The 14,143-nt window shown below is 33.9% G+C and carries 24 protein-coding genes; all 24 read right to left on the reverse strand.

Features of this window, described 5'->3' with window-relative positions:
* Positions 1 to 38 precede the first annotated feature (38 nt).
* Positions 39 to 1,325 carry a citrate synthase gene (locus ES044_RS00415; RefSeq protein ID WP_147117375.1) on the reverse strand — a complete coding sequence of 429 codons (1,287 nt, stop codon included), beginning with the start codon at positions 1,323 to 1,325 and terminating at the stop codon, positions 39 to 41.
* 182 nt (positions 1,326 to 1,507) lie between these two features.
* Complete coding sequence (gene eno / locus ES044_RS00420; protein ID WP_147186838.1) at positions 1,508 to 2,797, reverse strand: phosphopyruvate hydratase; 1,290 nt, start codon at positions 2,795 to 2,797, stop codon at positions 1,508 to 1,510.
* Between the two features lie 273 nt (positions 2,798 to 3,070).
* Positions 3,071 to 4,183 (reverse strand): glutamine-hydrolyzing carbamoyl-phosphate synthase small subunit, encoded by a 1,113-nt coding sequence (carA, locus tag ES044_RS00425; protein WP_147117373.1) that lies wholly within the window; start codon positions 4,181 to 4,183, stop codon positions 3,071 to 3,073.
* A gap of 103 nt (positions 4,184 to 4,286) precedes the next feature.
* Positions 4,287 to 4,760, reverse strand: a complete 474-nt coding sequence (gene rplQ, locus ES044_RS00430; protein WP_147117372.1) for a 50S ribosomal protein L17 — start codon at positions 4,758 to 4,760, stop codon at positions 4,287 to 4,289.
* 60 nt (positions 4,761 to 4,820) lie between these two features.
* Positions 4,821 to 5,813 (reverse strand): DNA-directed RNA polymerase subunit alpha, encoded by a 993-nt coding sequence (locus ES044_RS00435; RefSeq protein ID WP_147117371.1) that lies wholly within the window; start codon positions 5,811 to 5,813, stop codon positions 4,821 to 4,823.
* Positions 5,814 to 5,829: 16 nt separating this feature from the next.
* Positions 5,830 to 6,435, reverse strand: coding sequence for a 30S ribosomal protein S4 (gene rpsD, locus ES044_RS00440; protein ID WP_147117370.1), 606 nt, complete (start codon positions 6,433 to 6,435; stop codon positions 5,830 to 5,832).
* Between the two features lie 102 nt (positions 6,436 to 6,537).
* Entirely contained in the window at positions 6,538 to 6,921 is a 384-nt protein-coding gene (gene rpsK, locus ES044_RS00445; protein ID WP_147117369.1) for a 30S ribosomal protein S11, read from the reverse strand.
* A 76-nt stretch (positions 6,922 to 6,997) separates the two neighbouring features.
* The gene (gene rpsM / locus ES044_RS00450) at positions 6,998 to 7,363 is read right to left on the reverse strand and encodes a 30S ribosomal protein S13 (protein WP_147117368.1); all 366 of its coding nucleotides are present in this window, start codon (positions 7,361 to 7,363) and stop codon (positions 6,998 to 7,000) included.
* Positions 7,363 to 7,479, reverse strand: a complete 117-nt coding sequence (gene ykgO / locus ES044_RS00455; RefSeq protein WP_004568720.1) for a type B 50S ribosomal protein L36 — start codon at positions 7,477 to 7,479, stop codon at positions 7,363 to 7,365. Before ykgO ends, rpsM begins: the two co-directional genes overlap by 1 nt.
* Positions 7,480 to 7,495: 16 nt before the next feature.
* Positions 7,496 to 7,711: a translation initiation factor IF-1 gene (infA, locus tag ES044_RS00460; protein WP_004568721.1), complete on the reverse strand. Its 216-nt coding sequence runs from the start codon at positions 7,709 to 7,711 to the stop codon at positions 7,496 to 7,498.
* A gap of 1 nt (position 7,712) precedes the next feature.
* Entirely contained in the window at positions 7,713 to 9,035 is a 1,323-nt protein-coding gene (gene secY / locus ES044_RS00465; RefSeq protein WP_147117514.1) for a preprotein translocase subunit SecY, read from the reverse strand.
* A gap of 11 nt (positions 9,036 to 9,046) precedes the next feature.
* A complete protein-coding gene (gene rplO, locus ES044_RS00470) occupies positions 9,047 to 9,496 on the reverse strand; it encodes a 50S ribosomal protein L15 (protein ID WP_147117367.1) in 450 nt (149 codons plus the stop codon).
* Positions 9,497 to 9,509: 13 nt separating this feature from the next.
* Positions 9,510 to 9,692: a 50S ribosomal protein L30 gene (gene rpmD / locus ES044_RS00475; protein WP_147117366.1), complete on the reverse strand. Its 183-nt coding sequence runs from the start codon at positions 9,690 to 9,692 to the stop codon at positions 9,510 to 9,512.
* A gap of 11 nt (positions 9,693 to 9,703) precedes the next feature.
* The gene (gene rpsE / locus ES044_RS00480; RefSeq protein WP_147117365.1) at positions 9,704 to 10,225 is read right to left on the reverse strand and encodes a 30S ribosomal protein S5; all 522 of its coding nucleotides are present in this window, start codon (positions 10,223 to 10,225) and stop codon (positions 9,704 to 9,706) included.
* Positions 10,226 to 10,231: 6 nt separating this feature from the next.
* A complete protein-coding gene (rplR, locus tag ES044_RS00485) occupies positions 10,232 to 10,582 on the reverse strand; it encodes a 50S ribosomal protein L18 (RefSeq protein ID WP_147117364.1) in 351 nt (116 codons plus the stop codon).
* A gap of 11 nt (positions 10,583 to 10,593) precedes the next feature.
* Positions 10,594 to 11,139: a 50S ribosomal protein L6 gene (gene rplF, locus ES044_RS00490; RefSeq protein WP_147117363.1), complete on the reverse strand. Its 546-nt coding sequence runs from the start codon at positions 11,137 to 11,139 to the stop codon at positions 10,594 to 10,596.
* Positions 11,140 to 11,149: 10 nt separating this feature from the next.
* On the reverse strand, positions 11,150 to 11,548 hold the full coding sequence (gene rpsH, locus ES044_RS00495) for a 30S ribosomal protein S8 (RefSeq protein WP_147117362.1): 399 nt from the start codon (positions 11,546 to 11,548) through the stop codon (positions 11,150 to 11,152).
* Positions 11,549 to 11,708: 160 nt separating this feature from the next.
* Entirely contained in the window at positions 11,709 to 11,978 is a 270-nt protein-coding gene (gene rpsN / locus ES044_RS00500; protein ID WP_018943603.1) for a 30S ribosomal protein S14, read from the reverse strand.
* Between the two features lie 3 nt (positions 11,979 to 11,981).
* Complete coding sequence (rplE, locus tag ES044_RS00505) at positions 11,982 to 12,533, reverse strand: 50S ribosomal protein L5 (protein WP_147117361.1); 552 nt, start codon at positions 12,531 to 12,533, stop codon at positions 11,982 to 11,984.
* 8 nt (positions 12,534 to 12,541) lie between these two features.
* Positions 12,542 to 12,844: a 50S ribosomal protein L24 gene (rplX, locus tag ES044_RS00510; RefSeq protein WP_147117360.1), complete on the reverse strand. Its 303-nt coding sequence runs from the start codon at positions 12,842 to 12,844 to the stop codon at positions 12,542 to 12,544.
* 13 nt (positions 12,845 to 12,857) lie between these two features.
* Positions 12,858 to 13,226 carry a 50S ribosomal protein L14 gene (gene rplN / locus ES044_RS00515; protein ID WP_018943600.1) on the reverse strand — a complete coding sequence of 123 codons (369 nt, stop codon included), beginning with the start codon at positions 13,224 to 13,226 and terminating at the stop codon, positions 12,858 to 12,860.
* A 1-nt stretch (position 13,227) separates the two neighbouring features.
* Entirely contained in the window at positions 13,228 to 13,485 is a 258-nt protein-coding gene (rpsQ, locus tag ES044_RS00520) for a 30S ribosomal protein S17 (RefSeq protein WP_018943599.1), read from the reverse strand.
* 20 nt (positions 13,486 to 13,505) lie between these two features.
* Positions 13,506 to 13,697: a 50S ribosomal protein L29 gene (gene rpmC, locus ES044_RS00525; protein WP_147117359.1), complete on the reverse strand. Its 192-nt coding sequence runs from the start codon at positions 13,695 to 13,697 to the stop codon at positions 13,506 to 13,508.
* 11 nt (positions 13,698 to 13,708) lie between these two features.
* The gene (rplP, locus tag ES044_RS00530) at positions 13,709 to 14,140 is read right to left on the reverse strand and encodes a 50S ribosomal protein L16 (protein ID WP_147117358.1); all 432 of its coding nucleotides are present in this window, start codon (positions 14,138 to 14,140) and stop codon (positions 13,709 to 13,711) included.
* Between the last annotated feature and the right edge of the window lie 3 nt (positions 14,141 to 14,143).

Genomic DNA, 14,143 nt, shown 5'->3' on the forward strand with positions numbered 1-14,143 from the left:
TGAAGCTTTTAATTATTATGTAAAAATAATACTATTTTTTATCTTTTCTCTATATTTACAAAAGGTCTTACTGTTTCTCCTGTATAAATTTGGCGTGGTCTACCTATTGGTTCTTTATTCAATCTCATTTCTTTCCACTGTGCAATCCAACCTGGTAAACGTCCTAAAGCAAACATTACGGTAAACATTTCTACCGGAATTCCCATAGCTCTGTAAATAATTCCTGAATAAAAATCGACGTTTGGATATAGTTTTCTTTCTACAAAATAAGGATCATTTAATGCTTCTTGCTCTAAACCTTTAGCAATTTCTAATATAGGATCGTCTACACCTAAATCGTTTAAAACTTCATCTGCTGCTTTTTTAATAATTTTAGCTCTTGGATCAAAGTTTTTATAAACTCTGTGACCAAAACCCATCAATCTAAAAGGATCATCTTTGTCTTTGGCTTTGGCCATATATTTTTTAGTGTCTCCACCATCTGCCTTAATTGCTTCTAACATTTCTAAAACAGCTTGATTTGCACCACCATGAAGTGGCCCCCATAAAGCAGAAATTCCTGCAGATAAAGATGCAAATAATCCTGCATGCGAAGAGCCAGCAATTCTTACGGTAGACGTAGAGCAATTTTGCTCGTGATCTGCATGTAAGATTAGTAATTTATTTAAAGCATCTACAACAATATTATTTGTAACATATTCTTTGTTTGGCTGCTTAAACATCATTTTATAAGTGTTTTCTACATACCCTAAACTACAATCTCCGTAATCTAATGGTAAACCTTGTTTCTTACGCATGGTCCATGCTACTAAGACAGGAAATTTACCTAATATTTTAACAATAGCTCTGTACATTTCTTCTTCAGAATCTACATTAACCACAGAAGGATTGAATGATGTTAACGCCGACGTTAATGATGAAATAACGCCCATCGGATGCGCAGATTTAGGAAATGCATCTACAATTTTCCTAATATCTTCGTCAACGATTGATTGCTCACATATATCTTGTTTAAACTTTTTTAATTGCTCGTTGGTTGGCAAATTTCCAAAAATTAAAGCGAATGCAACTTCTAAAAAATCTGCTTTTTCAGCTAATTCTTCTATAGGATATCCTCTGTATCTCAATATCCCTTTTTCACCATCTAAAAATGTAATAGCACTTTCACAAGAGCCTGTATTTTTAAATCCTGGATCTATTGTGATTACTCCATTTGTTGCACCTCTTAAATCTTTAATATTAATGGCAACTTCATTTTCCGTTCCTTTTACTAGAGGAAATTCGTATGAATTCTCTCCAATCTGTAATTTAGCTATATCTGACATTTATGATGATATTTTATTAGAATTATGTACTTACGAAGATACCAATTTTTACAGGATTCTGAAAGAGGTATGTATAGATTTTTGATATTGAAAAATAAGTAGGATTGATTTAACAACTCTTTAATAAACAAAAAAGAGCCTTACAAAATTGTAAGGCTCTTTTTTTATACGATATAATCACTTTATAAGTTAAACGCTTTCTCTTTTGGAAAATAAGCAGTTTCTCCTAATTGTTCTTCTATTCTTAATAACTGGTTATATTTTGCCATTCTATCAGAACGAGAAGCAGAACCTGTTTTTATCTGTCCGCAATTTAAAGCGACCGCTAAATCTGCAATTGTATTATCTTCCGTTTCACCAGATCTATGCGACATTACTGACGTATAACCGGCATTTTTCGCCATATTTACAGCTGCAATTGTTTCTGTTAAAGTACCTATCTGATTTACTTTTATTAAAATTGAATTCGCAATTCCATTTTGAATTCCTCTAGATAAGCGTTCAACATTTGTAACGAATAAATCATCCCCCACTAATTGAACTTTATCTCCTATTTTTTCAGTTAAATACTTCCATCCTTCCCAATCATTTTCGTCCATACCATCTTCAATAGAGATAATTGGATAATTAGCCGATAATTCTGCTAAATAATCTGCTTGTTCTTGACTTGATCTTATTTTTCCTGTTTCTCCTTCAAATTTTGAATAATCATACTTTCCGTTCACATAAAATTCCGCCGCCGCACAATCTAAAGCAATCATAATATCGTCTCCTAATTTATAACCTGCATTGCTAACCGCCAAAGCAATAGTTTCTAACGCATCTTCCGTTCCACCAGCTAAATTTGGTGCAAAACCTCCTTCATCACCAACCGCAGTTGATAACTTTCTATCGTGTAAAACTTTCTTTAAATTATGAAAAATTTCAGATCCCATTTGCATTGCATGAGAAAAAGTTTTGGCTTTTACTGGCATTACCATAAATTCTTGAAATGCAATAGGCGCATCAGAATGAGACCCTCCGTTGATAATATTCATCATTGGTAAAGGTAAAGTGTTTGCTGAAACCCCACCAACATATCTATATAAAGGCATTCCTAACTCATTTGCTGCAGCTTTTGCTACGGCCAAAGAAACCCCTAAAATTGCGTTGGCTCCTAATTTAGATTTGTTCGGTGTACCATCTAAATCAATCATTAATTTATCAATAGCATTTTGTTCAAAAACAGAAACACCTAAAAGTTCTTCAGCAATTAGAGTATTTACGTTCTTTACTGCCTTTAGAACTCCTTTTCCCATATAAGCATCTCCACCATCTCTCAATTCTACTGCCTCATGCTCTCCTGTAGATGCGCCAGAAGGAACTGCCGCTCTACCTAAAATACCATTTTCAGTTGTTACATCTACTTCTACCGTTGGATTTCCTCTTGAATCAAAAATTTGACGGGCATGAACGTTTATAATAATACTCATTGTATTTTCTGTTTATTTAATTAATTTCTATCCTTTATTAGTTCTGCTAATTTACAAAATGTATAAAGATTTTAAGAATATGTCTTAAATTAATTACGAAAACGATTACTGTATCGCATAAAAAAACCCACTCAATAAATTGAGTGGGAAAATTGCTATGAAAAAGAATGTGATTTCTCAACCACCCTACAAATATACAACTAATCCTTTGTTATTTTTTTAGCTTTTAGACGAATAACGTAAAAGAAACGCTTAATAGTAAAAAGCTTACGACTAAACCCTCTTTGAAGTCATAATATTCGATATAAACTGATCGAATAAGTATTCCGCGTCATGGGGCCCAGGACTTGCTTCTGGATGATATTGTACAGAAAAAACATTCTTATGTTTCATACGAATCCCTGCAACAGTGTGGTCATTTAAATGTACATGTGTTATTTCTATATCTTTATTTGCTTCTGTTTCTTCTTTGTTGATAGCAAAACCATGATTTTGTGACGTTATTTCTCCCTTACCTGTTAATAGATTTTTTACAGGATGGTTAATTCCTCTATGACCATTATGCATTTTATACGTAGAGATTCCGTTTGCTAACGCAATAACTTGATGCCCTAAACAAATACCAAATAAAGGCAAATCTCTTTTAATAATTTCTTTTGCTAATAACTGCGCATCTAATAAAGGTTCTGGGTCTCCAGGGCCATTTGAGAAAAAATATCCGTCAGGATTGAAATCTGATAACTCCTCAAATGTAGCATTGTAGGGATATACTTTAACGTACGCACCTCTTTTCACAAAATTCCTTAAAATATTTTTTTTTATTCCGATATCTAATGCAGAAATCCTGATTTTAGAATTTTCATCACCCACAAAATAAGGTGCTGTAGTTGATACTTTAGAAGCCAGTTCTAAACCTTCCATACAAGGTACCTCTGACAATTGTTTCTTTAACAACTCTATATTATCAGTTTGTGTAGAAATAATGGCATTCATAGCCCCATGATCTCTAATATAAGCAACTAAAGCTCTGGTATCTACATCCGATATTGCCACCAGATTATGCTTTACAAACCAATCTTTTAAGTTGCCATCAGAGTCTGCCCGAGAGTGTGTAAAACTAAAATTCCTACAAATTAAACCAGCTATTTTTATTCCATCAGATTCTACTTCCTCATCATTTACACCATAATTACCAATATGGGCGTTTGTAGCAATCATTAACTGACCAAAATAAGAAGGATCCGTAAAAATCTCCTGATAACCAGTCATACCTGTGTTAAAACAAATTTCTCCGGTTGATGTTCCTTCTATTCCAACAGATTTGCCATAGAAAATTGTTCCATCTTCTAATAAAACTAAAGCCTTTTTACGTGTTTGATATTTCATCCCTAATTCAATTTACGATTCCTAATACTACTGTAAAAATATAAAAAAAGGGATAAACGTAAACGCCTATCCCTTTTTTATATGATTAAAAAATTTTCATTCTTTATTCTTCAGATTTCTCTTCTGTGGTTGTTTCTTCTACTTGACTAGTTTCCGCTTTTTTGCTTCTTCCTCTTCTCGTAGTTTTCTTCGCTTTTGTTCCTTTAGGATTGTAAAGCTCGTTGTAATCAACTAACTCTACCATTGCCATCGGAGCATTATCCCCTTGACGATTTCCTAATTTAATTATACGAACATAACCACCTGGTCTGTCTGCAACCTTTACAGATATCTCTTTAAATAATTCTGTAACTGCAAATTTATCACGTAAATAAGAAAATACGATACGTCTATTGTGCGTAGTATCTGCTTTCGACTTTGTTATTAAAGGCTCTACAAAAACTCTTAAAGCTTTTGCCTTTGCTACAGTCGTATTAATACGCTTGTGCTCTATTAAAGAACAAGACATATTTGCTAACATTGCTTTTCTGTGCGCTGTCTTTCTTCCTAAATGATTAAATTTCTTTCCGTGTCTCATGAAGTTTGTTGTTTACTCTCATCTTGCATCAACTCATTTTGAGGAGCAAATTATGAAAGGTTAATCTCTATCTAATTTGTATTTTGTTAAATCCATTCCAAAACTTAAACCTTTAACAATTACTAATTCCTCTAGCTCTGTTAATGATTTTTTACCAAAGTTTCTAAACTTCATCAAATCGCTTTTGTTAAACGAAACTAAATCTCCTAAAGTATCTACTTCTGCCGCCTTTAAACAATTTAAAGCTCTAACAGATAAATCCATGTCGATTAATCTCGTTTTTAATAACTGACGCATGTGTAATGATTCTTCATCATACGTTTCTGTTTGTGCAATTTCATCTGCCTCTAAAGTGATACGCTCGTCAGAGAATAACATAAAGTGGTGAATTAAAATTTTTGCTGCTTCAGTCAATGCTTCTTTAGGATTAATTGATCCATCAGTATCGATATCGAACACTAATTTTTCGTAATCCGTTTTTTGCTCTACACGAAAATTTTCGATTGCATATTTCACATTCTTAATAGGCGTGTAAATGGAGTCAGTGAAAATGGTTCCTATTGGTGCCGAAGATTTTTTATTCTCTTCAGCAGGTACAAATCCTCTTCCTTTTTCTATGGTAATCTCTGCATTTAACTTTACTGATTTGTCCATATTACAGATTACTAAATCAGGATTTAACACCTGAAAACCTGAAATAAACTTCTGTAAATCTCCTGCAGTAAATTGATCTTGACCTGATACTGAAACCGAAACGGTTTCTCTATCCGTCTCCTCAATTTGCTTCTTAAAACGAACTTGTTTTAGATTTAAAATTATTTCTGTAACATCTTCTACAATACCACTAATGGTAGAAAACTCATGCTCTACACCGTCTATTCTTAAAGAAGTAATAGCAAAACCTTCTAAAGAAGATAAAAGTACTCTTCTTAAGGCATTACCAACGGTTAAACCGAAACCTGGCTCTAAAGGTCTGAATTCAAATCTACCAGTAAAATCTGTAGATTCAATCATTATTACTTTATCGGGCTTTTGAAAATTTAATATTGCCATAATAGGTATATAAGTATTATTTAGAATATAATTCTACGATTAATTGCTCTTTGAAGTTTTCTGGAATTTGTAATCTTTCCGGTATTTTAACAAAAGTTCCTTCTTTTTTGTCAGAATTCCATGTTAACCATTCGTAAACATTGCTATTAGCAGCTAAAGCATCTTCAATTGCTATTAATGATTTAGACTTTTCTCTAACACCAACAACATCACCTTCTTGAAGGCTATATGAAGGTATGTTAACAATCTCTCCATTCACAGTAATGTGCCTATGAGAAACTAGTTGACGTGCTCCACTTCTTGAATTAGAAACTCCCATTCTGTAAACCACATTATCTAAACGTGCTTCACATAATTGTAATAAAATTTCACCAGTAATACCAGATGCAGATTGTGCTTGCTTAAACAAGTTACTAAACTGACGCTCTAATATACCATACGTGTATTTTGCTTTTTGCTTCTCCATTAATTGAGTTGCATATTCTGATTTTTTTCCTCTTCTTCTAGCATTTCCGTGCTGTCCTGGTGGAAAATTTCTTTTTTCGAAGTTTTTATCTTCTCCAAAAATTGCCTCGCCAAATTTACGAGCAATTTTAGTTTTTGGTCCTGTATATCTTGCCATTTCTTTTATATTGTAAATAGGGATTATGAATTAAGGCTTTCTCCTTCGATAATCTTAATCCTATCAAGTTAAAATAATTAATTAAATTGAGTATCAATAAGATTATACTCTTCTTCTTTTTGGAGGACGACATCCGTTGTGCGGAATTGGCGTCACATCAATAATTTCTGTAACCTCGATACCTGCATTATGAATAGATCTAATAGCAGATTCTCTACCATTACCTGGACCTTTAACATATACCTTTACTTTACGTAAACCTGCCTCTTTAGCCACGTTTGAACAATCTTCTGCCGCTAATTGAGCTGCGTATGGAGTATTCTTTTTAGAACCTCTAAAACCCATTTTACCTGCAGATGACCAAGAAATAACGTCACCTTTTTTATTTGTTAAAGAAATAATGATATTGTTAAAAGATGCAGTTACATGCGCCTCTCCTACAGCATCAATAATTACTTTACGTTTTTTTGCACTTGCTTTCGCCATAATTTTTCAGTTTTAGTAATTTAGTTTTCTAGCCTAATAGCAAAACTATTGCTAGATCTTTATTACTTTATCTAACTTATTTTTTCTTGTTAGCCACAGTTTTTCTCTTACCTTTTCTAGTACGAGAATTGTTTTTGGTTCTTTGTCCTCTTAAAGGGAGCCCCAGTCTATGACGAATTCCTCTTTGGCAACCAATATCCATCAAACGTTTGATGTTTATTTGTACCTCCGAACGTAATTCACCTTCAATTGTGAAAGATCCTACTTGCTCTCTAATTGCTGCGATTTGGTCATCAGTCCAATCTTGAACTTTAACACTTTCGTCAACCTTTGCTTCTGCTAAAACTTTTTTAGCTCTGCTGCCTCCAATACCAAAGATGTAAGTTAAAGCAATAACCCCTCTTTTATTCTTTGGAATATCAATACCTGCTATTCTTGCCATTACCCTTGTCTTTGTTTAAATCTAGGATTTTGTTTATTAATCACATATAATCTACCTTTCCTGCGCACTATTTTGCAGTCGGCACTTCTCTTTTTAACTGATGCTCTAACTTTCATCTGCTCTGTCTTTTTTTTAGTATCTGTAAGTAATTCTTGCTTTTGATAAATCGTATGGGCTCATCTCTAATTTCACCTTATCACCCGGTAATAGTTTGATATAATGCATGCGCATTTTACCCGAAATGTGTGCCGTAACAATATGTCCGTTTTCTAATTCCACACGAAACATTGCATTTGATAATGCCTCTGTAATCGTTCCGTCTTGTTGAATTGCTGATTGTTTAGCCATATTATTTATTCGATTTTCTGTTGCTGTTACCCGCTTTCATTAATCCATCATAATGACGATTTAGCAAATACGAGTTAATTTGTTGCAACGTATCAATTGCAACTCCAACCATAATTATTAATGATGTACCTCCGTAAAACATAGCCCAACTTTGTTGCACTCCGAACTGAACTACAATGGCTGGTAAGATAGATAAAGCTGCTAAAAACACCGATCCTGGGAACGTTATTCTCGATAGCACAGAATCTAACCTATCTGCTGTATCTTTTCCTGGTCTAATTCCTGGAATAAAGCCACCGCTTCTTTTAAGATCATCGGCCATTTTATTAGTAGGAATGGTAATTGCGGTGTAGAAAAAACTAAAAACAATAATAAGCAATGCAAAAATAACATTATAACCTAAACCATTAATGTCTTGTAAACCTGCAATCACTGGAAATTTTTGCGCTAACGCCACTGGTAAAAACATAATTGCTTGCGCAAAAATGATTGGCATTACTCCTGCTGCATTTAATTTCAAAGGTATATAATCTCTTGAACCCGCAACATTTTGCACATTTCCTGCAACCGTTCTTCTGGCATATTGTACTGCTATCTTTCGAACAGCAGTAACTAATAACACAGTTAATAAAATTACGACAAACCAAACAATAATTTCAATTAAAACCATCATCAAACCTCCAGCACCAGCATTTGTTGTTTTTGCAAGAAACTCTTGTAAAAAAGCTGATGGAAAATTAGCGATAATACCTACAGTAATTAATAATGAGATACCATTACCAACACCTTTATCTGTAATACGCTCTCCTAACCACATTGCAAAAATTGTACCTGCAGTTAAAATAATGATTGATGAAATCCAAAATGTTGGTCCACTCACTAAAAAAGCCTCTGGTCCTAAACCAAATTGCGTTTTAATAGCTGTGATATATGTTGGTGCCTGCACCAAAGTAATACCAATAGTTAACCATCTTGTGATTTGAGTAATTTTCTTTCGTCCACTTTCTCCATCCTTTTGTAATTTTTGTAAATAAGGAACCGCAATTCCCATTAACTGAACCACAATAGATGCAGAAATATATGGCATAATCCCAAGTGCCATTACTGACGCTCTAGAAAATGCTCCTCCTGTAAATGCGTTTAATAATGCTAAAATACCAGTCCCCGTACTTTCTTTTAAAGCTGCTAACTCTAATGGATCTATTCCAGGTAAAGGAACAGCCGCCATAAATCGATATACAGCAATTAAACCGATAGTAAGAAGAATTTTATTTTTCAATTCTTCTATGCTAAAAACCTCTTTTAACTTATTAATTAACTTCATCATTTACGTTCTTATAAAGTAACTACCTCTCCACCAACAGCTTCAATAGCCGCTTTTGCAGTTGCAGTAAATTTATGTACAGTTATATTTAACTTAGCCTTTAACTCTCCGTTACCTAAAATCTTAACTAGATCGTTTTTACCTGCTAATCTATTAGCAACCAAAATGTCTAAACTAACTGTATCCGTTATTTTTCCGCTGTCAACTAAAGATTGTAATTTATCTAAATTGATGCCTTGATATTCTTTACGATTGATGTTTGTGAAACCAAATTTTGGTACACGTCTTTGAAGTGGCATTTGACCCCCTTCAAAACCAATTTTCTTTGAATATCCTGAACGAGACTTCTGTCCGTTGTGACCTCTTGTAGCAGTACCACCTTTCCCAGAACCTTCACCACGTGCAATTCTTTTTCCCTTTTTAATGGAACCTTCTGCTGGTGTTAAATTATGTAAACTCATTTTTCTAAATATCTTATTTAACTTCTTCGAAAGAAACTAAGTGTTTAATTGTATTTACCATCCCAATAATTGCAGGAGTTGCCTCATGCTCTACGGTTTGGTTCATTTTACGTAAACCCAATGCTTCTAAAGTTCTTTTTTGACTTTGAAGACGTCCGATTTGACTCTTTACCTGTGTAACTTTAATTTTTGCCATCGTTTTTAGATTTATCCGTTAAAAACTTTTTCTAAAGACACACCTCTTTGCTTCGCTATTGAAGCTGCACTACGTAATTGTAATAATGCATTAAATGTAGCCTTTACTGCGTTGTGAGGATTCGAAGAACCTTGTGATTTTGATAATACATCATGTATACCAACAGACTCTAATACCACACGAACTGCCCCACCGGCAATAACTCCAGTACCAGCAGATGCAGGCTTGATGAATATTTTAGCACCACCAAATTTCCCTTTTTGCTCGTGAGGTAAAGTACCATCCAAAATTGGAATTCTGACCAAATTTTTCTTCGCATCTTCAACAGCTTTTGCAATTGCTGATGATACATCTTTAGATTTTCCTAAACCATGACCTACAACACCATTACCATCTCCAACAACTACAATAGCAGAGAAACCAAATGCTCTACCACCTTTTGTTACTTTTGTAACACGTTGTACACCTACTAATTTGTCGACAAGCTCTAACCCACTTGGTTTAACTCTTTCTACGTTTTTATAACCTTGCATAACTTCTTAAAATTTTAAACCAGCTTCTCTTGCAGCCTCTGCTAATACTTTAACTCTACCATGGTATAAATAACCATTTCTATCGAAAGCAATTACTTCTACACCCGCTTTAACAGCTTTTTCTGCAATTGATTTTCCAACTGCTGCTGCTGCCTCTAAGTTTGTAGCTGCTTTTATATCTTTATCTCTTGATGAAACTGAAGCTAATGTTACTCCTGTAACGTCATCAACTAATTGAGCGTATATTTCTTTATTACTTCTAAAAACCGATAACCTTGGTTTGGTAGCAGTACCAGAAATAATTTTTCTAATTCTACGCTTAATTCTTGTTCTTCTTTGTAGCCTTGATAATGCCATAATACTATATATTATGCAGATTTACCTGCTTTTCTTCTTAATATTTCACCAACAAACTTAACACCTTTACCTTTATAAGGCTCTGGGGCTCTGAAAGAACGAATCTTTGCAGCAATTTGACCAACTAACTGCTTGTCAAATGAAGATAATTTAATGATCGGGTTTTTCCCTTTCTCTGATACTGTTTCAACTTTTACTTCTGGAGCAATTTCCAAAACAATATTATGAGAGAAACCTAAAGCTAAGTCTAGTTTTTGTCCTTGATTAGATGCTCTATAACCAACACCAACTAATTCTAAATCTTTCGTCCAACCTTTACTTACACCTTCAATCATATTAGCGATTAAAGCTCTCATTAAACCATGTTGTGCTTTATGGTCTTTACTTTCTGATGCTCTATCTAATGTGATAATGCCATCTTTAATTTCAACTGTAATTCCGTTTGAAATAGTTTGAGTTAATTCACCCAACTTACCTTTAACAGTTACAACATTGTCTTTTACGTTTACATCTACACCTTGTGAAATGCTAACGGGATTTTTTCCTATTCTACTCATTTCTTAAGATTTAATAAACGTAACACAAAACTTCTCCTCCAACATTCTCTTGACGAGCCTTTTTGTTTGTCATAACACCTCTTGATGTAGACACAATAGCAATTCCAAGACCGTTTAATACCCTAGGCATCTCTGTAGACCCCACATATTTACGTAAACCTGGTGTGCTAATCCGTTGAATTTTTCTAATTACTGATTCTTTTGTTTCTCTATCGTACTTTAAGGCTATCTTAATAGTTCCCTGAACTTTATCGTCATTGAACTGATAACTTAAAATATATCCCTGATCAAACAAAATTTTAGTCATTTCCTTCTTCAAGTTTGAAGCTGGAATTTCCACTACTCTGTGTCCTGCTGCGATTGCATTTCTTACTCTCGTAAGATAATCGGCGATTGGATCTGTATACATATTTATTTATATTGCGATTATGGTTTTCAAATACCTCTATTTACCTACAGATTTTTCTGTGATACTTGAACCTATAATCAGTTAAAATTCTACTATTCAAAAAAATAGAGCGTGCAAAGATACACATTCTATTTTTATTAATTACATAAATTATTTTAGACTACCAACTTGCCTTTTTAACCCCTGGAATCAATCCCTGATTAGCCATTTCGCGAAAAGTAACACGTGACAAACCGAACTGACGCATATAACCTTTTGGACGACCTGTTAATTTACATCTATTATGTAACCTAACTGGTGAAGCATTTTTTGGTAATTTTTGCAAAGCATCATAATCTCCAGCTTCTTTTAAAGCTTTTCTTTTATCAGCATACTTTGCCACAATACGTTCTCTTTTGCGCTCTCGCGCTTTCATTGATTCTTTAGCCATATCTTAATTTTTTTTGAATGGTAAACCTAATTCTCCTAACAATGACTTCGCTTCTTTATCAGTATTTGCAGATGTTACAAATGTAATGTCCATACCGTTAATTTTTTTAACTTGATCAATATTAATTTCTGGATATATGATTTGTTCAGTAATTCCTAAATTGTAATTACCTCTACCATCAAAACCATTAGCCTTAATTCCGTTAAAATCTCTTACACGGGGTAATGAAGCTGTAACTAAACGATCTAAAAACTCATACATTTTATCGCCACGTAAAGTAACTTTAACACCAATCGGCATTCCCTTACGTAATTTAAACGCTGCAACATCTTTTTTAGACATTGTAGAAATAGCTTTTTGACCTGTAATTTTAGTCAACTCTTCTAAAGCGTAATCTATTAACTTCTTATCTGCTATTGCAGCACCGACACCTTTAGAAAGAACTATCTTTTCTAACTTCGGTACCTGCATTACATTTTTATAACTGAATTCTTCCGTAAGAGCTTTAACCACTCTTTCTTTGTATTCCGATTTTAATCTTGGTACGTAACTCATGATTATTATTATTTTTTAGTTTTTTTAGAGATCCTAGTTTTAGTGTCTCCATCAACTTTATAACCTACTCTTACTGCGATACCATCTTCTACTAACATAACATTAGAGATATGAATCGAAGCTTCTTTCTTTACAATACCACCTTGAGGACTTTGAGCACTTGGTTTGGTGTGTTTTGAAACTAAATTCACCCCTTCTACCAACACTCTATCCTTTTCCTTAATGATTTGTAAAACTTTACCTTCAGAATTTTTGCTTGTACCCGCAATTACCTTTACAGTATCTCCTGCCTTAATTTTGAACTTCTTCATCCTTTATAATGATTTAAAGCACTTCAGGTGCTAATGATACTATTTTCATGAATTGTTTCTCACGAAGCTCACGCGCTACAGGTCCAAAAACACGTGTTCCTCTCATTTCCTCTGTAGGATTTAAAAGCACACATGCATTATCATCAAATCTAATATAAGATCCGTCCTTCCGTCTCACTTCTTTCTTTGTTCTTACAACAACTGCTCTCGATACTTGACCTTTCTTTACAGTTCCGTTAGGAGTTGCAGATTTAATAGATACAACAATCTTATCACCAATACTTGCGTACCGTTTTCTTGTACCTCCTAAAACTCTAATTACTAAAACCTCTTTTGCTCCAGTATTATCTGCGACTTTTAATCTTGATTCTGTCTGTAACATATTATTTAGCTCTTTCTAAGATTTCTACTAATCTCCAACGTTTAGATTTACTCATAGGTCTTGTTTCCATGATCCTAACAGTATCTCCTTCGTTGCAATCATTCTTTTCGTCGTGTGCAACGTACTTTTTCGTCTTTAATACGAATTTTCCGTACATTGGGTGCTTTACTCTTTTAGTTTCTGCAACAACAATAGATTTCTCCATTTTATTACTAGATACAACACCAATTCTCTCTTTTCTAAGATTTCTTTTTTCCATCTTTAAAACTGACTATAGAATTATTGTAATTCTCTTTTTGTTAATTCTGTTGCAATTCTTGCTACAGTTCTTCTTAAACCTCTCAATTGCAATGGATTCTCTAAAGGAGTTATCGCATGAGCCATTTTAAGATCAGTATAATTCTTTTGCAACGCTCCATGCTTTTCATTAAGATCTGCAATAGATAATTCTTTAATCTCTGATTGTTTCATTTTATATCGAATTATACGTTAATATCAAAATCTCTTGCTACTACAAACTTCGTTCTTACTGGAAGTTTTTGTGCTGCTAAACGTAAAGCCTCTTTCGCAACGTTTAAGGGTACTCCACCAACTTCAAACAGAATTCTACCTGGTTTAATAACTGCAACAAAATGATCTGGTGCTCCTTTACCTTTACCCATACGAACCTCTAAAGGTTTCTTGGTGATAGGTTTGTCTGGAAATATTTTTATCCAAAGCTGCCCCTCTCTTTTCATGTGACGAGTAGCCGCGATACGAGCTGCTTCTATTTGACGAGAAGTCAACAAGTTTTGATCTATAGATTTGATACCAAACATTCCATTAGAAAGTTGATTTCCCCTACCAGAGATCCCTGTCATATTTCCTTTCGACTTCTGTACCTTACGGTATTTTACTCTTTTTGGCTGTAACATTTT

Origin of the sequence: Polaribacter sp. IC066, from assembly GCF_007997085.1 — a bacterium.
In the GTDB taxonomy this organism is placed as follows: domain Bacteria; phylum Bacteroidota; class Bacteroidia; order Flavobacteriales; family Flavobacteriaceae; genus Polaribacter.